The sequence below is a fragment of the Paenibacillus sp. LC231 genome, assembly GCF_001860525.1.
In the GTDB taxonomy this organism is placed as follows: domain Bacteria; phylum Bacillota; class Bacilli; order Paenibacillales; family Paenibacillaceae; genus Paenibacillus_AQ.
Window position 1 is genome coordinate 1 of the sequence record NZ_JFOM01000054.1, and the last position, 21,029, is coordinate 21,029.

22 protein-coding genes and 1 rRNA gene are annotated in these 21,029 nt (G+C 49.2%); all 23 read right to left on the bottom strand.

Going from position 1 to position 21,029, the window contains the following annotated elements:
- Window positions 1-199 (bottom strand): 16S ribosomal RNA (locus tag AK95_RS28985); the annotation flags it as partial.
- A 474-nt stretch (window positions 200-673) separates the two neighbouring features.
- Window positions 674-2,398: a LysM peptidoglycan-binding domain-containing protein gene (locus AK95_RS28990; RefSeq protein WP_071223393.1), complete on the bottom strand. Its 1,725-nt coding sequence runs from the start codon at window positions 2,396-2,398 to the stop codon at window positions 674-676.
- Window positions 2,399-2,561: 163 nt separating this feature from the next.
- Entirely contained in the window at window positions 2,562-3,446 is an 885-nt protein-coding gene (gene ilvE / locus AK95_RS28995) for a branched-chain-amino-acid transaminase (protein WP_071223394.1), read from the bottom strand.
- Complete coding sequence (pheA, locus tag AK95_RS29000; RefSeq protein ID WP_071223395.1) at window positions 3,447-4,334, bottom strand: prephenate dehydratase; 888 nt, start codon at window positions 4,332-4,334, stop codon at window positions 3,447-3,449.
- Entirely contained in the window at window positions 4,331-5,299 is a 969-nt protein-coding gene (thrB, locus tag AK95_RS29005) for a homoserine kinase (protein ID WP_071223396.1), read from the bottom strand. The genes pheA and thrB overlap by 4 nt, the downstream gene beginning before the upstream one ends.
- The gene (thrC, locus tag AK95_RS29010; protein ID WP_071223397.1) at window positions 5,296-6,369 is read right to left on the bottom strand and encodes a threonine synthase; all 1,074 of its coding nucleotides are present in this window, start codon (window positions 6,367-6,369) and stop codon (window positions 5,296-5,298) included. The genes thrB and thrC overlap by 4 nt, the downstream gene beginning before the upstream one ends.
- A 62-nt stretch (window positions 6,370-6,431) precedes the next feature.
- Complete coding sequence (locus tag AK95_RS29015) at window positions 6,432-7,718, bottom strand: homoserine dehydrogenase (protein ID WP_071223398.1); 1,287 nt, start codon at window positions 7,716-7,718, stop codon at window positions 6,432-6,434.
- A gap of 55 nt (window positions 7,719-7,773) precedes the next feature.
- Complete coding sequence (locus AK95_RS29020) at window positions 7,774-8,211, bottom strand: ACT domain-containing protein (protein WP_009594028.1); 438 nt, start codon at window positions 8,209-8,211, stop codon at window positions 7,774-7,776.
- Between the two features lie 275 nt (window positions 8,212-8,486).
- The gene (locus tag AK95_RS29025) at window positions 8,487-9,140 is read right to left on the bottom strand and encodes a hypothetical protein (RefSeq protein WP_071223399.1); all 654 of its coding nucleotides are present in this window, start codon (window positions 9,138-9,140) and stop codon (window positions 8,487-8,489) included.
- A gap of 43 nt (window positions 9,141-9,183) precedes the next feature.
- Window positions 9,184-9,936, bottom strand: a complete 753-nt coding sequence (locus AK95_RS29030) for a hypothetical protein (RefSeq protein ID WP_071223400.1) — start codon at window positions 9,934-9,936, stop codon at window positions 9,184-9,186.
- Window positions 9,937-9,960: 24 nt separating this feature from the next.
- Window positions 9,961-10,719: a FlxA-like family protein gene (locus AK95_RS29035; RefSeq protein ID WP_071223401.1), complete on the bottom strand. Its 759-nt coding sequence runs from the start codon at window positions 10,717-10,719 to the stop codon at window positions 9,961-9,963.
- 20 nt (window positions 10,720-10,739) lie between these two features.
- Window positions 10,740-12,047, bottom strand: coding sequence for an SPFH domain-containing protein (locus AK95_RS29040; RefSeq protein ID WP_071223402.1), 1,308 nt, complete (start codon window positions 12,045-12,047; stop codon window positions 10,740-10,742).
- A gap of 278 nt (window positions 12,048-12,325) precedes the next feature.
- Window positions 12,326-13,636 carry a GTPase ObgE gene (gene obgE / locus AK95_RS29045; RefSeq protein WP_071223403.1) on the bottom strand — a complete coding sequence of 437 codons (1,311 nt, stop codon included), beginning with the start codon at window positions 13,634-13,636 and terminating at the stop codon, window positions 12,326-12,328.
- A gap of 13 nt (window positions 13,637-13,649) precedes the next feature.
- Window positions 13,650-14,390: a Spo0B domain-containing protein gene (locus AK95_RS35015; protein WP_071223404.1), complete on the bottom strand. Its 741-nt coding sequence runs from the start codon at window positions 14,388-14,390 to the stop codon at window positions 13,650-13,652.
- Window positions 14,391-14,559: 169 nt separating this feature from the next.
- Window positions 14,560-14,871: a 50S ribosomal protein L27 gene (gene rpmA / locus AK95_RS29055; protein ID WP_071223405.1), complete on the bottom strand. Its 312-nt coding sequence runs from the start codon at window positions 14,869-14,871 to the stop codon at window positions 14,560-14,562.
- A 17-nt stretch (window positions 14,872-14,888) separates the two neighbouring features.
- A complete protein-coding gene (locus tag AK95_RS29060) occupies window positions 14,889-15,221 on the bottom strand; it encodes a ribosomal-processing cysteine protease Prp (RefSeq protein WP_071223406.1) in 333 nt (110 codons plus the stop codon).
- 13 nt (window positions 15,222-15,234) lie between these two features.
- Entirely contained in the window at window positions 15,235-15,546 is a 312-nt protein-coding gene (gene rplU / locus AK95_RS29065; protein ID WP_006208810.1) for a 50S ribosomal protein L21, read from the bottom strand.
- Between the two features lie 160 nt (window positions 15,547-15,706).
- Window positions 15,707-16,942 carry an Rne/Rng family ribonuclease gene (locus AK95_RS29070; protein ID WP_071223407.1) on the bottom strand — a complete coding sequence of 412 codons (1,236 nt, stop codon included), beginning with the start codon at window positions 16,940-16,942 and terminating at the stop codon, window positions 15,707-15,709.
- A 117-nt stretch (window positions 16,943-17,059) separates the two neighbouring features.
- The gene (locus AK95_RS29075; RefSeq protein WP_071223408.1) at window positions 17,060-17,923 is read right to left on the bottom strand and encodes a M50 family metallopeptidase; all 864 of its coding nucleotides are present in this window, start codon (window positions 17,921-17,923) and stop codon (window positions 17,060-17,062) included.
- Window positions 17,916-18,824 (bottom strand): M23 family metallopeptidase, encoded by a 909-nt coding sequence (locus AK95_RS29080; RefSeq protein ID WP_071223409.1) that lies wholly within the window; start codon window positions 18,822-18,824, stop codon window positions 17,916-17,918. Before AK95_RS29080 ends, AK95_RS29075 begins: the two co-directional genes overlap by 8 nt.
- A gap of 135 nt (window positions 18,825-18,959) precedes the next feature.
- Entirely contained in the window at window positions 18,960-19,754 is a 795-nt protein-coding gene (gene minD / locus AK95_RS29085; RefSeq protein WP_009594006.1) for a septum site-determining protein MinD, read from the bottom strand.
- A 3-nt stretch (window positions 19,755-19,757) separates the two neighbouring features.
- Window positions 19,758-20,420, bottom strand: coding sequence for a septum site-determining protein MinC (locus AK95_RS29090; RefSeq protein ID WP_071223410.1), 663 nt, complete (start codon window positions 20,418-20,420; stop codon window positions 19,758-19,760).
- 83 nt (window positions 20,421-20,503) lie between these two features.
- Window positions 20,504-21,028, bottom strand: coding sequence for a rod shape-determining protein MreD (gene mreD / locus AK95_RS29095; protein ID WP_071223411.1), 525 nt, complete (start codon window positions 21,026-21,028; stop codon window positions 20,504-20,506).
- Window position 21,029: the final 1 nt, after the last annotated feature.

Here is a 21,029-nt window from a genome sequence, read left to right on the forward strand (position 1 = left end):
AATGCTGTGAAATAAATTATCTGGTATTAGCTACCGTTTCCGGTAGTTATCCCAGTCTTGAGGGCAGGTTGCCTACGTGTTACTCACCCGTCCGCCGCTAACCATCAGGAGTGCAAGCACTCCATCAGGTCCGCTCGACTTGCATGTATTAGGCACGCCGCCAGCGTTCGTCCTGAGCCAGGATCAAACTCTCCAATAAAGTGTTTGACTTGCTCATTTCTTAACTGACGAGAATTTGTTCAATTCTCTATTTCAACGTCCCACCAAAGTGGTTCGTTTTACTCACTCGTTGTTCAGTTTTCAAAGATCAACTTCTTCGTTACCGGCGAATCTCGTTCGCACCAGCAACTCTTATAATATATCATGTTTGTTTCGATAATGCAAGAGGTTTTTTTAGAAAGTTTTTTGAGTTCTTTTTAAGTTAAGTTCTTCATTACTTTCGTTCTCCTCTATCCCATCGCAATCTTGCTGTTCGCGACTGGATTTATAATGTATCATATTTTTTGATTCGATAGCAATACATAATTTCTTCCAAATGGATTTCATTTATAAATGGCGGTCGGCAGTATCACAATACAATAGATTCATAGACAGTATGTCCGGTGAGCATACAAAAGGGACCAAGATGTGGTCCCTTTTGTTTAGCTGTAACCTGGACTTCATTGATAATGTCTTAACCCTTGATCCAGGGATTGTGGCGCTTGCCTTTTGATGAACCTTGAGGCTTGCGTGATTTCTTGGCTGCTGTTCTTGTTTTATTGGCTTGCTGACGATGGACTTTAGCTCTCTCCTTGGCATTCTCTTCAATGGAAGTATCTCTGGAAACGGATGGTTCCGTATCATTCTCAATTTCACTGCTGACCGACATATTGGATTGCTCCGCTTCGTATGGAGCCGACGGATTGAATGCCGAATCGAACGGCTGGTCGTTTTGCCGATCATTCCAGTTTGGTTCATATGGATTTACAAATGGAGGATATGCTCCTTGAGTTCCCATGAGTGCGGACGGATGGCCGTATCCCCCAGCATTGTAGTCCATTCCACCCTGCCACGGATGATACGGTACCGCCATGTCGGGTGCGTACTGGTGATGCCCATGTTGTGGGTACCCGTGCTGTGGCATATTGTGGTATGGACTAACTTCTCCCCCATGGCATCCGCAAGGAGACGGAACATAACCATATGTCGCCGCTGTGTGATGATGCTCAGGATATGGATGGTAATCGGAACCCACATTTCCTGTATATGATTCCGTGATTGAGAACTGGGAATATTCCAAGCTCATGGGCTGTTCAGAAACACCCGGATATCCTGAAGGTACATTTCCCCAGCCTTCATTATAGGATACAGGCATCGCTTCCTGCGGTATATGGTGATACGGATGGACAGCTGTGCCGTAATCGGCTCCATGCCAATGTTTAGTTTCATGGCAGCCACATGGTCCTTCATGATAACCACCGTATGGAGGCATCATAAATGCAGGAGCTTCTTGAAAAGGAAATTCCGGACAAGGATGCGGCATCATATGAAGTGGCATCTCCGCAAACGGCGGACATGGTTCGGCCATAGGATGGATTGGGTAAGGTAACGGCATGGTTTTGACAGGGTGCGTAAACTCCGGCTCTATTGGTTTATATGGCAGTTTGTATTCCGGTTTGTACTCTGGTTTGTACTCCGGTTTGAACTCCGGCTTGAATTCAGGCATGATTACAGGCTTTTTAAAATCCGGCAGGACCTCCGGTTTCTTCACCTCTGGCAGGATCTCTGGTTTCTTGACCTCCGGCAGGATGACCGGCTTCTTGATTTCAGGTAAAATCTCCGGTTTGTGCTCCGGTTCGAATTTTTTAGGCTCCTCGGGGAATGGTGAAATCTCAGGCAGTTTTGGTAAAATCGGCGGCTCGGGTTCCTTAACTTCCGGTACAACCGGTGGCTTCTCGATCGGTGCTGTGATTTCTTCCTTCACTCCGGTGTAATCCTTACTGCCCGGCTTCTTCTTGCCCGGGTTCGAACCACTGCCACTGCTCATCGAAACCCCGTCATCTGTGCCCGACTCCGAATATACGCCTGATGAAGGGATGTTCACGACCTCTCCAACCAGCAGGGCATTCGGATTTTTAAGCTGCGGGTTGGCATCAATAATTTCCTTCAGGGTTACGCCCCATGCCTTCGACAGTTTCCAGAGGGAGTCCCCCTGCTTTACCGTATGCTTATGGATAATGGGTTGGCTGCCGCCTGGTACCGGAACAGGCTCTGTCGGTACTTTGATTTTGGCACCGACATCGAGCTTATTCGGATCCACCAGCTGTGGATTAGCATCGATGATTTTCGCTAATGGAACGTCGTATTTTTTGGACAGCTCATATAGGGTGTCGCCTTCCTTGACGATGTGTATCTTCACGCCGCTAAAACCTCCTACACTCTTCTAGGCGTCATGTTATTCGCCCGCTTTCGTTACTACATCCTATGCACGGAATAGGCGATTGACATCCCTCTGGGCAAAAAAAATCCTTTCATCGACATGAAAGGATGGTTTAAGTCGTTTATTTAGCTGTCCTAAAACGTTAGGATTCCCATACTTTATAACCGTCTTGATCCACAATTTTGCGGAATTCCTCGAGCAGTTGAAGCGTAATCGGACCAGCCTGCCCTTTTCCGATCATCCGTCCATCAATTTCACGAGCGGCGATGACCTCAGCTGCGGTTCCTGTAAAAAACACTTCGTCTGCTATATAAACGTCATGCATGCTGAAAGGCTCTTCTTTCAATTTGATGCCGAGTTTATCGCATAAATCGATAATCGCCTGGCGCGTAATGCCTTCAAGCGCACCAAGGTAGCACGGAGGCGTGGTGACCACGCCGTTTTTCACGATGAAAATATTGTCCCCTGAGCCTTCCGTCACATATCCTTGTGCGTTCATCATGATCGCTTCATCCGCTCCCGCAAAGTTGGATTGGATCTTCACAAGAATGTTGTTCAAATAGTTCAGAGACTTGATTTTCGGATTGAGCGCATCCGGAATGTTGCGCCGCTGGGCTACGGATACGGCCTTCAAACCGTTAAGATAAGCTTCTTCGGAGTAGATCGCCAGCTGTTCCACAATGATCAACACCGTTGGTTTAGGGCAGCGACGCGGGTCCAGACCCAGATTGCCTGCACCTCGGGATACTACGATACGGATGTACCCGTTTCGCATATCGTTGCGCCGAATCGTCTCGGCCATAGCCTCCAGCAGCTCATCATATGCCAATGGGATGACTAAATCGATGGACTTGGCGGAATCGTACAGCCGATCCAAGTGTTCCTTGCACTTAAAGATGTTGCCGTTATATATCCGAATCCCTTCGAATATGCCGTCTCCGTACAGGAATCCATGATCAAAAACGGATACTTTTGCATTCTCTTTTGTGACGAATTCTCCATCCAGATAGATCCATTGCTCTGACATTTACTTAACCTCCATTTTCTCACTCTCGTACGCATAGCCCGGATAAGTACCCAGCACACGAACCACACATCCCAGCGCTTCAATCTCTCCCATGGCGGCGACCAACAGAACGGAATCTGCTGCGGCCATGACATCGATGTAAAAATAGTAATTACCCAGCTTCTTCTTCGTCGGACGGGATTCAATCCGCGACAGATTCAGGCGCCGCCAAGCAAACGCCGAAAGCACCTGATGCAGCGCTCCCGGCACATCCTCTGGGAGGGTCACGAGAATGCTGGTCTTGATGTGCTCCGGCGAACGGTTGACTAAAATCGGCTCGCGTCCGATTAATACAAACCGGGTGTAATTATTATCATGGTCGGTAATACGCTCGGCAAGCACGTTTAATCCGTGAGTGGCAGCGCCTAGTGTAGTGCCGATCGCCGCCCATCCCTGGCCGAGATTTTCCTTTACGTTTTTAACCCCTTCCGAGGTGCTGCCTACTTGCTCCAACTCAGCCTGTGGCGCGGCCTTCGCGAGGAACTGACGGCACTGGGCCGTTGCTACTTGGTGAGACCAAATTTTTGTGATTTTACTGTAATCCATCGTACCGTCATTGGACTGGAACTCGGCAGCATTTCCGATCAGGTTCTGAATGGAAGGATAGACCCACTCCACCTGCATAGGCAGATCCACCTCATTGACCAACCAATCCATATGAAGGCTCACAGAACCTTCGATGGTATTCTCAATCGGGATTACGCTGTAATCGCTTTTTCCTTCTACTGTAGACATAAATACATCAGAGATCAGTTTATGGTGGACAAACTCCACCGGCTCACCGTTAAGGAGATAAAGTATCGCTTCATGAGATACCGATCCTGAGGGCAACAAGGCTATTTTTTTCATGCGGTAACTTCCCCTCTAATCATATCCAAAAAGGATCTATTGTTTATATCTTCCAAGAGCTGGACGCCTTCGGCAACTGGATTCAACGGGTAGCACGAAGCCGAGATTCCTTCCGCCTTCATCGTCTGCACTAAATACGCGCTCAATTCTGTTACCCGCGAATCGTTCCGATCCACCAACGCAATCATCGTCGGGCCCGCTCCGCTTAGCGCAATCCCCAGCGCTCCGTGGCTTGTCGCTTCGGCCAAAATTTTGCTCATCCCTGGCACAAGCGGTACCCGATAAGGCTGATGAATCCGGTCTTGCATTGCGGCAGATATCAAGTCCAGTCTGCCTGCAGAAAGAGCCGCGGTCATCAAGGAGGACCGACTAATATTATACACAGCATCCGCTAAACTGACCTGGGCTGGCAGCGCTTCTCTTGCTTTGGATGTTGCCAATTCGAAATCAGGAATAACAACGAGCGTGCCGAGGTCTGCTGGAGGTTTAATACGTATATAATCCGCATGAGTTCCGTCCCATACAGCCGTAATAATCCCTCCAAATAATGAAGCTCCTACATTATCCGGGTGCTTCTCAAGATTCGTTGCCATATCAAAAAGCTTGGAATCCGGCAGGGGTGAACCGATCAGCGCATTGGCAGCCGCCAGCGCCCCTACAATCGCCGAAGCACTGCTGCCAAGACCGCGGGTAAGCGGAATTTCGGAATACATGGAAATCTCGAGATCGGGAACAGCCTGTCCCGCTTCTTCAAAAACCATCTGAGCCACCTTATAGATCAGGTTGCTCTTATCGGTCGGCAGACCGCCCATCTCATCACCATGAAGGTGAAATACGGTCCGCTCCGACGCCTTCATCTCGATCCAGGAATACATAGACAATGCCATGCCGAGTGTATCGAATCCGGGTCCCAAATTAGCCGTACTGGCCGGTACCTTCACCCGGACACCTTGGGACAAACTCATACCCGTGCAGCTCCTTCAAGCTTAGCAATAGCATCCATTACGGCTGATTCCGTATCTGATACGACGAGCGGTTCGGCGTTTACGGTAGAAATGGCGATATTCGGGTCTTTGAGCCCATGCCCTGTCAGCACACAGACTACGGACTCTCCGCCTTTAAAATATCCTTCGCGCTTCATTTTATAAACGCCTGCGATGGAGGCAGCCGATCCTGGCTCGGCAAAAATGCCCTCACGCGATGCGATTTTGCGGTATGCTTCCAAAATCTCTTCGTCCGTAACATAGTTAATCTGTCCGCCGGATTCCTCAGCGGCAGCAACCGCGGTTTTCCAGCTGGCCGGGTTCCCGATACGGATCGCAGTCGCTACCGTTTCCGGATTCGCAATAGGCTCTCCCTTCACGATGGCCATTGCTCCTTCCGCTTCAAATCCAAGCATTTTCGGCAGAGAGGACGATTTCCCCGCAGCCTGGTATTCTTTAAATCCTTTCCAGTAAGCGGAGATGTTCCCCGCATTGCCGACCGGAATGGCCAGCACGTCCGGCGCTTTCCCTAACTGGTCAACGACTTCGAATGCAGCCGTCTTCTGGCCTTCGATTCGATAAGGATTCACGGAGTTTACAAGCGCAATCGGATGCTTCGCCGTAATCTCGCGCACAATTTCCAGCGCGCGGTCAAAATTGCCTTCAATCGCAATGACCTTCGCTCCGTAAATCATCGCTTGGGCGAGCTTGCCCAGCGCAATATTGTTGTTGGGAATGATTACGATACAATTCAATCCGCCACGAGCGGCATAAGCAGCAGCTGCTGCAGACGTATTGCCCGTTGAAGCGCACATGATGGTGCGGCTTCCCTCTTCCATCGCTTTCGCTACGGCCATCACCATCCCGCGGTCTTTGAATGAACCCGTAGGATTTAGCCCTTCAAATTTGAAATGCAGATCAATTCCGAGCTCTTCGGATAAATTCACAGCTTTGATCAGAGGGGTGTTCCCTTCCTTAAGCGTTAGAAGCGGAGTACGCTCATTCACCGGCAAATATTCTCTGTAGGTTTGAAGCAATCCTTCATACGGCATCTCTCTTGTTCTCCTTTTCTTAAGAAAAAATTATATAGGGTTATTTAATGAGTTCTAATCCCTTATCCTTCAACACGATAAACACTTTTAATCCGGCGAATGACTTCCAGCCCTTCAAAATGATTCAACACTTCATCCATATTGGCTTTGCTCGCATTGTGCGTGACGATGATAATCTCTGCGTCCGGATTATGCTCGTTCGGCTGCTGGACAACGGATTCCAGGCTGACGTTATATTCAGCGAACACCTGCGTAATTTGGGCAAGTACACCTGCCTTATCGTCGACATGAAGCAAAATGAAGTTCTTATACATGATCTGCTCATCGGTTTTCAGTTTCTTCGGTTTGTAAGGAACGATGGCTTTGAGACCGTTGACGCCGAGCTTCAGATTCTTGATAACGGCAACCAGGTCAGCCACAACGGATGTAGCGGTTGGCATCTCACCTGCTCCGGCTCCGTAAAACATCGTTTCGCCTACAGCTTCCCCGTATACATAAACCGCGTTAAATACCCCATTCACGGCTGCGATAGGATGTCCTTTCCGAACCATCGTAGGCTGAACCGTGATGCTGAACTCATCGTCCTGACGCTCCGCTATACCCAGAAGCTTCATCTCATAACCCAAACGCTTCGCATAAGCGATATCTTCTTTGGTCACTTGCGAGATTCCCTTAACGGTTACATCCTGGAGCTCGACGTTCGTGCGGAAGCCAAGTGTGCCGAGAATCGCCATTTTGCGTGCCGCGTCCAATCCTTCTACATCGGAGGTCGGGTCAGCTTCTGCATAACCCAGTTCCTGGGCTTCGGCCAGAACATCCTCATACGATGCGCCTTCTTGACTCATCTTGGTCAGAATAAAGTTGGTTGTACCGTTCACGATCCCCATAATTTTCATGATACGATCCGAGGAGAAGCCTTCAATCAGCGTGCGGATAATGGGAATACCGCCAGCAACACTCGCCTCGTAGAACACGTCGCACTGCTTCTCTTGCGCCTTGGCTAATATTTCGGCACCGTGGAGAGCCATCAGATCCTTATTCGCGGTAACGATATGCTTGCCGCGCTCAAGCGCTTCGAGAATATAGGTTTTCGTCTGCTCGATCCCGCCCATCACTTCAACGATGACATCAATCTCGGGATCGCGGATGACCGCCCATGGATCTTCCGTCAGTTTATTCTGATCCACATTGACACTGCGGTACTTCTCCAAATGTTTGACAGCGATACGTTCTATCGTAATCGGCGAACCAACCTGGCTGCTCAAATCCTCCTGGTGTCCCTCTACGATGCGGACAACCCCTGTTCCTACGGTTCCTAATCCCAAAAGCCCTACCTTGACCGGTTTCATTAATACACAACCTCCTGTATCCCATCACATAGATATCTATTTAATTCGTCATAACTTAACCTTGGCCTATCATCTGCACTCTTCTTACTCCAGCTATTCGCCTCAATCCGTCAAGCAGGTCATCCAGCTCCTCATTCAGTCGGGAAACTTCGACGGAAATCACGACATTGGCGATTCCCTGCAGCGGAATACTCTGATGAATGGTTAACACATTCCCGCCTTCACCCGCTACCAGCCCCAGCACTTCGGATAGCATCCCAGAGCGATGTTCCATATCGATAGAAATCGTTACGATTTCATCACGTTCCAGTTGATTGATGGGATGGATTCCATCCTTGTACTTATAAAAAGCGCTTCGACTAAGCCCAACCTGTTCAACGGCTTCATGGACCGTTCTAACGTCTCCCGATGCCAGCAATTTTTTTACTTGCATCGTCTTAACCACAGCCTCGGGAAGGATGTCTTCCCGGACCAAATAGTAGCGTTCCTTCACAAACGTCCTCTCCTCAAAGACTACTGTATTCGTATAGTGGACATTATACTGGATATACCATGTAAGGGCAATACATAAGTGTCCAGTTTTTTTGGTTAACCCGATATTTATATGTCAACTCTATAGCCTATACTATATCGCAATTCAAACCGGAACACATCGATATTCACGTCAAAATTGTAAATGATGCGTAAGAAAAGGCAGTCTCCGGTATGCGGAGACTGCCGATAAAACAACCATGCTTTCGATTTGAGTTCAAACGGTCCGCGTGAAATCTAAGCAACAATGATCGTTCCGCAGTACTCGCACTCTTTTTTCTCTTGGTGTGAAATCACGGTTCTTGCACCACAGCCTGAACATTCCACAGACTTCGATCCAATATCCTGCTGAATCTCGGCTGGCTTTACTGACTCTCTATGCAATGAAGTGATCATCAGCACACCATTCTCAATCTTCCCGTAAGGGAGCATCCGCTCCTTGATCATAAAGTTCAAATCACGGACCACATGGGATGGAGTTTGATTCGCTGCAATCGCAATATGATTGATGTAAATCAGACGCCGCTGCAAAACGGCCTCTGCATAAATTCTCAACAGCTTTCGGAATTTCTTGTCTGCCAGGTCAGCAGCAACAAGCAGCAGCATGGCAGGGACTAATAGGCACAATGCCATTGCTAAATTGTCGTTTAAGAACTCCTCACTCGTTTCGCTCGCCAGTAAAAAGATCACAGAAGTCATAATGTACGAACCGAACAATACCCATCCCATCAGCCTTGCATTTCTTCCCCTGTAACTGTGATGTTGTTGTGTAGGCAAAATACGAAATCCAGCAATGATCAACGCTAATGGAAAAAACACATACGTCAAGCCAATAATAAAATAATCGAATTTTGAAAATTGCGATTTAAAGGGCTTTATTGGAGTGCTCATACCACGATCTCCTCAATTTTGTTAATCGGACGCATAACTAATGTTAAGCCACAATCACCGAACCGCAATACTCACATTCTTTTTTCTCCAAATGCGTTACGACCGACCTTGCCCCGCAGCCCGGGCATTCCACAGACTTCGGCCCTGGATCGGGCTCCGCTTCGTTTCGGGTTATTGGCGCTGGTTCAACCGCAACTTGACCTAGTGAATACTGCACTCGCTGCCCGCTGCGCGAAACAAATTCTCCTTGGAATGAAGACTGGGATCTCCTCTGCAAGGAGGGGATGACGACAACTCCATTGTCCAGCTTTCCATTAGGCAGCATATGCCGTTCAAACATGAACGTGATATCTTGGACGGCATGGGCCGGCTTTTGCCTTGCCTCTCGAGCGATATGTTCAATTTGGACGAGCCCTCTTTGCATAATGGCATTCGAATAAAATTGCAGCAAACGGTTGAATTTCTTATCTTCTTTCTTGCCAATCAACAGCATGATGATGGCTGGAACCAGTATAATAACGCCCCATACGATGGAAGCCGAATAGAGGCCGTCGACATCTTTATCATCAATCGTCGCGAGGATCATAAGCAATTCAATGATTCCATAGGTTATGACCAGAACCCACCCGAAGAGCCGGTTGTTTCTTCCCTTACAGTGATTATGGCGATGGGTGACAAGCACCCGAACAGCCGCCATCACAATGGCCAGCGGAAAAAACAGAACCGCCAGCGCGATAATGCAATAATCCATGGTCGTGAACTTCTGTTTAAAGCGCTTCAGATCAGACGCTCCCATATTCTATCCCCTCTATCATCTGCATTAGGTTGATCCCGCTTTTACCTTCAGAAGTTCGGTGTTGCGATCCTGTACCGTTCTAAGAATATCGCGGATGATGTGAACGGTTTGCTCTGCCAGCTCATCGCGTTGTTCTGCTTGCGTCTCTCCGATCAGCGCCACTTGGTCCTCCAACAATGCGATTTTTTGCTGGATCATATGCTCCACTTCATATAAAGAGGTGTGCGTGATAGGATCGCTATAACGAAGCGTTTCCTCCAGCTCGGCCATCTGCCGGTCTAACGAATGAATGTTCTCTCCTGGCATCTCACCTAGTTTTCTTCGGATTCCCCCGATCCAGGCCACCGTCTCTTTCTTAACCGCCAGATGATCACTTTCCTTTTGTTCATGAGCTCCTGCATATTTTCCCGCCAGACCTATCAGTCCCAAAACCACCGAGAACCCCAGGAAGGTTATAAGATGAATCATAAAATAAGAAGATTCAGGCAGCTTAAATAAATACCCCAGCAGAATGACCTCCAGCAAAACGGAAATGGCATAGACTCCTATAATGACGCCTGAAGCAATATAAAAAGGAGCTCCTGGCGAGGCCGCTTTGCGCCGGTGGACAACAAAACCGATAAAGACGAGAATGGCCGCCTCGGCGCATCCGAGAGCGATGCCCGATATCCAAGCATTCAGCTGAACGATCCCTCCGATCAATCCGAACAGAAGGATGGTTAAGACCGGAAGCACTGCCGCAGCCAGCCATAATCCGTTTCGACTTGTGGTTCTTGTACTCACTCTATTCCCTCACTTTCGCTTCACATCAATTTATGTCCGCACTCCATGCAAAACTTCTGACCCGGTTTGATCTCATGATGACATCCAGGACATGTTAGCGCATGGCTTGACCCGCAGTGCGGGCAAAACTTGGCTTCCGCATCCACCAGTTCACCGCATGCCCTGCAAGGCATAGGAAGCGCTGCACCGCAATCCTGACATTCGACGGCACCGGCGGGGTGGTCATGGCCACATTCAGGGCATGCATGGTACGGGTCACCGCAGTGAAGGCAAAACTTGGCATTCGGAGGCAGTGGCTGCCCGCAATCGTTGCAATGAACGGTTCTCGCCAGTTCCTCCTCAGCCTGCACCTGAAGCGATTGTCCGCATCCCGAACAGAATCGTGCTTCTTCCGCACTCAGTGTTCCGCACTGGGTACATGCCTTCTGTTTGATATGGGGCTCATTCTTTCCTGGATCCTTCGAACCCTCAAACATTTTCCCCACGGTCTCGTACATCGGACCAACCATCCCAAGTCCCATACCCAGTCCGGTTCCCATGACCGCTGCCGGGCTGCCGGGATTCTTTGCCGCCCCCTCCAGCGTATTAAAGGTTCTTTCTTGATGATAGGTATATCCGATGATGTCCATCTCCGCTTTCTTTGCCAACGCTTCCTTGATTCGAACAGCTGCCGGGTCATTCTCCGGTATGTTGATGGAGTCCACATAGAAATTCAGCAGGGTGATCCCCATTTCTTCAAATGAAGGCGCAATCGCTTCCATGATGTGCTTCGATATTTCCGCTATGTAAGCATTGATCTCCACAACGCTGATTTTTTTGCGAACGATATAGGAGGATATGATTTCTGTAATATTGGACATCAGTACGCCGCGATAATATTTAATCAGTGTGCTTTGGTCAAAAGTCGGCAGTGTGCCAACCATGGTCCCCAGAAACTTTCGCGGATCGCTGATCTGTACGCCGAATTGGCCAAAAGCCCGGACCGATACGATAATATTGTATTTTGGATCTTGCAGCTGGATCGGCGAGCTGGTCCCCCATTTCACGTCCAGTGAACGAAGTTTGTTCACAAACCAGACTTCTGCCGTAAAGGGAGACTTCCCGCCGAATGGAAGATTGATTAGATTGGATAATATTGGTATATTCGCCGTACTCAGTGTATGCCGTCCAGCCGAGAAGGAATCCAGAGCTTGACCACCCTTATACAGGATTGCCTCCTGTGTCTCATGAACAATGAGTTGGGTCCAAGTGCCTAACTCCTGATTCGGATAACGCCAGGCAAACACATCCGGCGGTCCATCGTATTTTACAACTTCAATAATAGCCATAGTTCTACTCTCCTTTATACACCGTTCCTTCCATCCTGATAGTCTATGGATAAGGACTATTGTACTACCATTGTATACGATTTACCCGATATGTGGATGCAAAATTTGGAAACCTAAGTGGAAAATGATATCGCTGAACAACTTCCTAACCGTTGCCGTAAAACACAGAGCATGTTTACGTGATATCTGAGACACAACTTCCTCCAAAAAAAAAATACCGCCAAGCCTGCTGTTAAACAGACCTTGCGGTATTTTCTTACAAACGTATTTTTTGCGCATTAATAGTAGCTGCTGCCCTCAACAAATTCAAATTCGAAATCACCAATTCGTACAATGGTGCCTTCTGTCGCGCCCCGTTTCCGAAGTTCTTCATCGACGCCCATATGACGCATCGTTCTTGCAAGCTTCAGAATGGCATCATGCGAATTCATCTGCATCCGTTTCAGCATCCGCTCAATTCGCTCGCTATGCACCACATACATCTCATTATCCCTAGTAACGGTGAAGGAGTTGTCGTTCTGCGCTTTGAATTTATAAACCTTGCGCTCGGAAACCTCGGATACTTCTTCAATGGCCGGCTCGTCCGGAATGCTCTCCAGCACATCGATCGTGCGGTAAAGGAGTTCCTGAATACCCTGACGGGTCAGCGAGGAGATGGGCATGACCTCGATGTCCGGACGAATCTCTTTCAGCTTCTCTTTGAAGGCCGCTAGATACTCTTCGGCCTCCGGCATGTCCATTTTATTAGCGGCTACGATTTGCGGCCGTTCGACCAGAACCGGGTTGTAGAGCCTGATTTCATCATTGATTTTTTCCCAGTCCTCAAACGGATCCCTTCCTTCCGTGCCTGCCATATCCACGACATGGACAATGACGCGTGTTCTTTCCACGTGCCGGAGGAATTCGTGACCAAGTCCCACGCCTTCATGAGCACCCTCAATCAGACCAGGCAGGTCAGCCATAACAAAATTGCGACCGTCTCCAACCTCAACAACTCCCAAATTCGGCGTTATGGTCGTAAAGTGGTATGCGCCGATCTTTGGCTGAGCCGCAGATACAACGGACAACAAGGTTGATTTGCCTACACTTGGGAACCCGACGAGACCTACATCAGCCATCACTTTAAGTTCCATGGTTACGTAACGCTCTTCGCCTTCCTCGCCGTTCTCGGCAAGCTCAGGCGCCGGATTGTTCGGGGTAGCAAAGCGGATATTGCCTCGCCCTCCACGGCCTCCTCTTGCAACAACAACCTGTTGACCGTGTCGGGTCAAATCGCCAATCACCTCACCGGTATCGTCATCCGTTAAGATCGTACCCGGCGGGATACGGACAATCATGCTATCCGCATTGGCGCCATGCTGACTTTTATTGCGGCCTTTTTCCCCGCGCTTAGCCTTAAAATGCTTCTGGTAACGGAAATCCATCAACGTGCGCAGTCCTTCGTCCACCCGGAAAATCACGTCGCCGCCCTTACCGCCGTCTCCGCCGGCAGGTCCGCCTTCAGGAACGTATTTCTCTCGACGGAACGCAATGAGACCATCGCCGCCGTCTCCGCCTTTTACATATACTTTTGCCTTATCTACAAACATGAAATCACCTTCCTCAAGTCACAAACGGCAAATACAAACGATACGAGGTCTCCCCCGGCTCCGTTTGTTCTACCCGAATGCCTTCGCCTTTTACGGATTGTTCAATCTGAAGCTTCAAGCTGTCCGGGTCTCCAAAGGATCCTTCTCCTTGTGCCCATACCATCAGCTCTTGTTCTTGCTCCATAAATGTTAATGTTAATTGCCGGGTATCCCCCCAAGACGCTTTTCCGCTCAATTGAAAAGCTCTCACCGTTTGAATGATAGCTTCGGTAAAAGACTCCGCCGTTTGTGGCGATACTTTGTCTTCCAGTTGTACCTGGTCCACAACTTCAACGTCGAGCTGCAGATTGCTGCTGTACGTACGGTATGAATGTAAATAAAAAACCAGCGAAGGAATGCCCAGCTTAGAGATTCTGCTTTCCGTCGCCATCCTGTCCTTTATTCTTTCCACAGAACCCACTGTTTTATCAAGCTTTCCAAGTTGAATGTAGCCGTACAAAATTTGAAGCTCATTCATCCAATCATGACGATGGTGATTCAGCATCTGAATCGCCGTCTGCTCCACATTCCGAATGATGGCTTGCTGCCTGCGCTCCTCCGATTTCCGGACAAGCCAAGCTCCACAGGCAGACGCAGCGACAGCCCAAACCGTTAACACTGCTCCTGCAGCCAAAGTCGGTTTCCATACCATCCATGCTACGGGTATTACGGAGGTTAACCCCGCCCCAGCTGCTATCCATTTCCAGGATTTCATCGCTTCTCCTCGTCTTTCAACAGCAATTGGTTACATTCACCAAATCCCAGTATATCATAGACCTTCAGGACGGTTCATCCCCTGGATGATAATCTTTGCGTTATTCACAAAAAAAGAAGCCCCGGCAACGATGCCGAAAGGCTTCTTCTGTATGCAGCATAAGAAACGATTAAGCTTCTACTGCAGCCGCTACTGGAGCGACATCAACCGGGTAGACGCTCACTTTCTTGCGATCACGACCCCAACGTTCAAATTTCACAACGCCGTCAACTTTCGCAAACAAAGTATCGTCTTTACCGATACCCACGTTCGTGCCTGGATGAATTTTCGTTCCGCGTTGGCGAACCAAGATGCTGCCGCCAGTCACTGCTTGACCGTCTGCACGTTTCACACCAAGACGTTTCGATTGGCTATCGCGACCGTTCTTTGTGGAACCTACACCTTTTTTCGATGCGAATAACTGAAGATCCAATTTCAACATGTTGTCTACCTCCTTCTTCAAGTAGTCAATTCCTGTATTCTTATATACTTGCCGTATGAATCGGCAATTCCCTGTAACATAACAACCATGGATTCGAGAAGCAGTTGAACTTGTCCCGAGACGGAGTCGTTTGCCGTCGGCGGAAGATTCGCACTAAGAAAGCCGCCCTTCATCCGGGTCTCCATAACAGTTCCGGTTAACGCTTCAATGGAATTGACCGTTCCCACTGTAATGCTGGAAACTCCAGCACATACAATATCTTCTCCAGGATTGGCATATCCCGCGTGCCCCGTCACCTTAAAGCTATGGATCCGTCCATCTCCCCCGCGCAGCACTTGTACAGTAATCAATTACCGCACCTACTTACGCTTGGATTTTCTCGATGGTTACTTTAGTGTAAGGTTGACGATGACCTTGCTTCTTGTGGTAGTTCTTCTTCGGCTTGTATTTGTATACAACGACCTTACGGCCTTTACCGTGCTTCTCTACCTTTGCAGTTACAGTCGCACCGGAAACAACCGGCGTACCTGCTACCAACCCGTCCTCTTTGGATACGGCCAGTACACGGTCGAAAGTCACGCTCTCGCCGTCACCTGCAGTCAGCTTCTCGATGAACAATACGTCGCCCTCTTGAACTTTGTATTGTTTACCACCTGTTTCGATAATAGCGTACATTTGCTTGCACCTCCCTATGTCTCAGACTCGCCTAGTATAAGGTGTCCGTCCCAATCGGAACGTCCTTGGTAACCCAACCGGAGCGGTTACAGCATGTGCAGCAAACCATCACTAGACACATACCCAATGATAATATCATAATCCATGGTCACCGTCAACATCATTGTTCGACAACAACACCTCTGCCCCCGCAAGCCCCGCAAGGCTTGGCAAATGGGAGCGAAGAGCTTTCCCTGGCTTTTTTGCGGGTCATTTCCAGCAGTCCCAGCTTGGTCCAGCCCACCACAAAGCTTTTGGTGCGGTCCTTGCACATTACAGCCTCCATGGCAGAAACAACCTGCTCCCGGTACTCGTCACGATCCATGTCGATGAAATCAACGATGATAATGCCTCCGATATCCCAGAGCCGCAGAATTCTTGCAATCTGCTCTGCCGCCAGAAGATTCGTCTTCAGCACCGTTTCCTCGAAATTATCGCCACCGATATATTTGGCTGTGTTGACATCCATGATGGTCATGGCTTCCGTCTGATCAACAACGATGGTCACACCTTCCGGAAGCGTGATTTTCCTTGCAAAGCCGGCTCTCATCTGCTCGTCCAACCCGTAAGCTTGAAAAATCGGACTTCCTTCCGAGTAATATGTAACCTTGGGCTCCATACCAGGGACGGTTTCCTTCAGATAGCTTTTGGTCTCCTCGCCTTTAAGCTTGCTGTCGATCACAAGTTCATCATGAAGCGGATCAAAGGCATCGCGGAGAAAACGCTGCAGCAGACCTAAATCGCGATGAAGCAGCGCCGGAGCAGAAGAAAGCTCGGCCTTGTCGAGGATTCGCGCCCACTCTTTTCGCAGATACTCAAGATCTCCCTTAAGGAATTCCAGAGGCTCGTCCTCCGATACCGTTCGGATAATGATCCCCTCTTCATCCGTGCGAAGCTGCTCGCCGATACTCTTCAGCCTTGCTCTCTCCGCATCACGTCCAATTTTCTTGGAGACGGCAACATAATCCGCAGTAGGCATGTACACCATGCATCTGCCAGGCAGCGAAAAATGGGTAGTGACCCGCGCCCCCTTGCCGCCTCTCGGTTCCTTCATCACCTGCACGATCAATTCCTGGCCTACCGTTAGCAGCTCCGAGATGGATGGCTTCTGCTTGGGCTGCTTCTCTAAATGAGGATGGAGCACATCATCAATATATAAAAATGCATTCTTTTTCAGCCCGATATCTACAAAAGCCGCCTGCATCCCCGGCAGCACATTTACGACCCTGCCCTTATAAAAACTGCCGACTACACTTTGCTCACGACTCCGCTCAACGGCGAATTCTGCTAACCTCCCATCTTCGATGAGGGCCATCTGAATGGTCTCATGTTCACAATGAACTATCATTTGCCTCATGGCTTCACCCCTCAAATGGAAGACGATATTCTATTTTTTATCCTAACACAATCTCAGATGATATGAATGGATAAAGAATCATGGCCCGCCCTGCGTCTTCCTCATGGTGTTTACGATTTACGCATACCAGGGCGGACCATTTGATGCAAAATAAGAAGAAATCACATGCTGCTCCGGAACAACGGCAAGCAGGCTGCCTCGTCCGCTCATAACATAAATCAGATGATACTTCTCTCGTTTAAATAGACGCATAATATCATCCAAAGGTTTCGAAGAATCTGCAACGATTGGCTGCGCAGGACCGAGTCCATCCAAATTTCGTTCATAAATCTCGCTCCGATTGACCAAAAATCTTAAAAACCGGTAATGCACATTCCGATAGTCTTCAAAATTGGAATACGCTAAAAAGAGGCCGATCATCAGCACATTTAAACGAATACCGCCGCCGGAAAATAACGGCTGCAAGCCATATCCGATCATGATGAGGCTGCACAAAATGCCAGCGCGGGAAGCCCACAGCAAGGTCGCATGATATGGGGCGAGCAAGCTGATGACGGCTTGCAGCACTTTGCCCCCGTCCAGCGGAAGAATCGGGAGAAGGTTAAACAGCGCGATGATGAGATTCCCCTGAATGATATAAGACAACAGCTGCTCATCTCCCCACCCCGCCCATCTGCACACCAGGGTAATTCCAATCATGATGACATTTTGCAGCGGACCCGCAAGCGCAATGATGATTTCCTTCATTGCAGTCATCCTGCCGTCATCTTCAATGACAGCAACGCCGCCGAACGGCAGCATCTGAATGGCTCGTACCTTGAACCCCATCGCTGCCGCTGCGGCGGCGTGTCCCAATTCATGAATAAACACGATAATAAACAGGGTCAGCAATTCCAAAAAGCGACCGGTGAATACGGAGGCCAGCATGACAATAACAAAGAGAGGATGCAGCGACAATACCGTTCCCTTAAACTTAATCAAACGGAATCACTTCCGCCGGATCGATACCTCGATCCCCCTCTTTCAGTTCGAAATAAAGGGAGGGCGGGCTGCCTGCGCCTGAAGACGCCAATGTGCCGACAATATCTCCACCTTGGACCCAATCGTTTACCTTAAGTCCCGTTTCTGCCAGCCTGCTGTATATCGCCGTTCTCTCTCCTGTATGCTGTATGAGAATGGTGATCCCATTCTCAGGATGTTCTTTAATCTCAAGCACGCGTCCGGTCTCTATACTCTTAACCGCTCGGTCTGCTAAAGAACCCCCTCCGGCTTCCAAAACGATGCCTTTCAGATCCACAGCAAAGGATTGGACCACCTTTCCGGAAAGCGGAGGAACTAAAGAAGTCCCGGCATTCACCTTCGTCGAGTGCTCGTCGGTTTGTCCAAAAATCGGAATGAAGGAAGGCGCGCTTCCAAAATGCTCCTCGTACCATACCTGCGCTGCCTGGAAATCCATCTCATGGCTCAGCCCCTCAACGATAAAAGCTTGCGTGCGAAGAGCCCATGGGTGCTGAAACGAAAATACCCCCCATGCCAATCCAAACACCAGCGCACTGACGATGACACGACGCACCAAGCCCGACAGAAACGAAGCTTTTCTTGGCGGTTCCCCTGGATCACCGGGATCCAGCGCACCATACCAACCGCGGTGCCCTTGCTTCCAAAGCCGCTCGGGATCCGGTTCACTCTCTGCAAGAAGCGGGGATGGGTTCGCCCTGTGCTCCTGTATAAAGCCTGTCTTGTGAAGATTGGGATGGGCAGGCTGTTTCTCGGGAACGGGCCCCCATGACGACTTATCATGCGGCGCCGGTGACGCTTCCCCTTCCAGCAGCTCGCGAATGCGGGCTTCTCTTCGGTTCTTAACTGAAGTTTTGATGTCCATTGTTCTCTCCCCCTTGGGGCTTGTTTTCTTACTCTATCCTATGAGGAGATGAAAGATATTTAGAACAAGCCCTATTAAAGAGGCGAACAGAACAAAAAAACCGATGCCTCCCGGCACCGGTTCGTGTTAAAGCCTTTAACCCATTCCAAAAAACTTTTTGAATTTGGTGAACATTCCTTTTTTCTGATGGATTTGCATCAAAGGAACGGTATCACCCAGAATACGCCGGGCGATGTTTCTATAGGCGATGGCTGCCTGAGAGTCTGGATTCATCACCGTAGGCTCCCCGATATTGGCCGCTTTAATGACCATTTCATCATCGGGGACGATCCCGATCAGATCAATGTTCAGCACCTGCAGCACATCTTCAATCTCCAGCATGTCGCCGGATTTCACCATGTTCGGGCGAATCCGGTTTACAACAAGCTTCGGAGACTCTACATGAGAGCTCTCCAGCAAGCCGATAATCCGATCCGCATCCCGCACGGCCGCATTCTCGGGCGTTGTAACCACAATCGCTTTATCTGCACCGGCAATGGCATTCTTAAATCCTTGCTCGATTCCAGCCGGACAATCGATAATGACGTATTCGAATTCCTTTTTCAATTCAAGTACGATATCTTTCACCTGCTCCGGAGAAACAGCATTCTTGTCTTTGGTCTGGGCTGCAGGAAGCATATACAGCTCATCGAAGCGCTTGTCCTTGATCAGCGCCTGGTTAAGTCGGCATCGCCCTTCTGCAACGTCGCACAAATCGTATATAATCCGGTTTTCCAGGCCCATCACGACATCCAAATTACGAAGACCGATGTCCGTATCAACCAGACACACTTTTTTTCCGAGCAGTGCCAAAGCTGTGCCGATGTTCGCCGATGTCGTCGTTTTACCGACTCCGCCTTTACCTGAAGTTACGACGATTGCCTCTCCCATGTTCTACACCCCTTTAAACACATTAAAATCCCGACCCAAACGTGAGATGTTGCTGATCTTATCGATCTCCATGCTACCGTCCTTCAAATACGCAAATTCCATGACCGTTTCCCGCGTCTCCCATTCATCCGGCGGTCTGCTGATCATCTGGGAGATACGGAGCTGGGTAGGGGCAAAATACGAAGCCGCTATAATCGCTTCCTCGTTGCCCTCTACACCGGCATGCGCGGTTCCGCGCAGAGCTCCCAATATGTAGATATCACCGGTGCACGTTATGGTTCCGCCGGGATTCACATCGCCGAGGAACAAGAGATCGCCGTCATGATGCAGCACCTGTCCGGAACGCACCATCCCTGTCTTAAGCGTAAGCTTCTCCTCTGGTATGAGCTCCGACTCAATCGGTGGCGATTCCACATTACGTATCAACAGGTTGCCCTTTTGCTTCAATATGTCAAGAATCGTCTGCTTCTCTTCTTCGGAAATTTGCCGGGAACCCAGCTTCACATCCACATGAATGATAGGTCCGGTCAAAATATTCTGATGACTGTGCTCCAGCTTATAGCGCAGCTCGCCGAGCAGCTCCTCCAGCTCACACTGGTCATCAAGCAGGAATACCAGGCCATCTTTGATGCCCTTAATCGTCACATGATTGGATTTTACAGCCATAAGCCTGTCCCTCCCATCCCTATACATTTCGCGCTCAAACCTTCAAGTTCCTGCTAGTCTAGTAAAATGTCATAATGGAGGGTTCAGGATGCCTTCCTTCTCTGATTCTTCGTAACCAACTCAATCTGCTTGCGAAGAGGAACGTAAATCGCCAGAGCAAAGGCAAAATGAACAAGGAGATTGGGTAGCATATGATGAAGCAGTGACCAATTATAAGAAGTCGGATTGAGTCGAAACACCTTATATATGCCAAAAAGCGTACTGTCAAACAACAGGCTCCCCAGAATGACAATGGTCATCATCATGGGCAGCGGCGCCCGCGGGGACTTGAAAACAAGCCCCACCAAATACGCGGATACGCCCATAGCAAACGAATAAGTGCCAATCATCTCGCCGTAATACACGATATCGTGAAGCATGCCGAACAGGAGTCCGAGCACCAGCCCCGTGTGGCGATGATAATAAATCGATACAAAAAACAAGCAAACCAACACGAAATTAGGATAAATCTGAAGCTGCAGCGAGCTTGGCGTTAACCAGAAAACCACCGTGCCCTGCAGAATAAACAGCACGAACAGCAGCAGGACCAGAATTTGTTTACGCGCCATC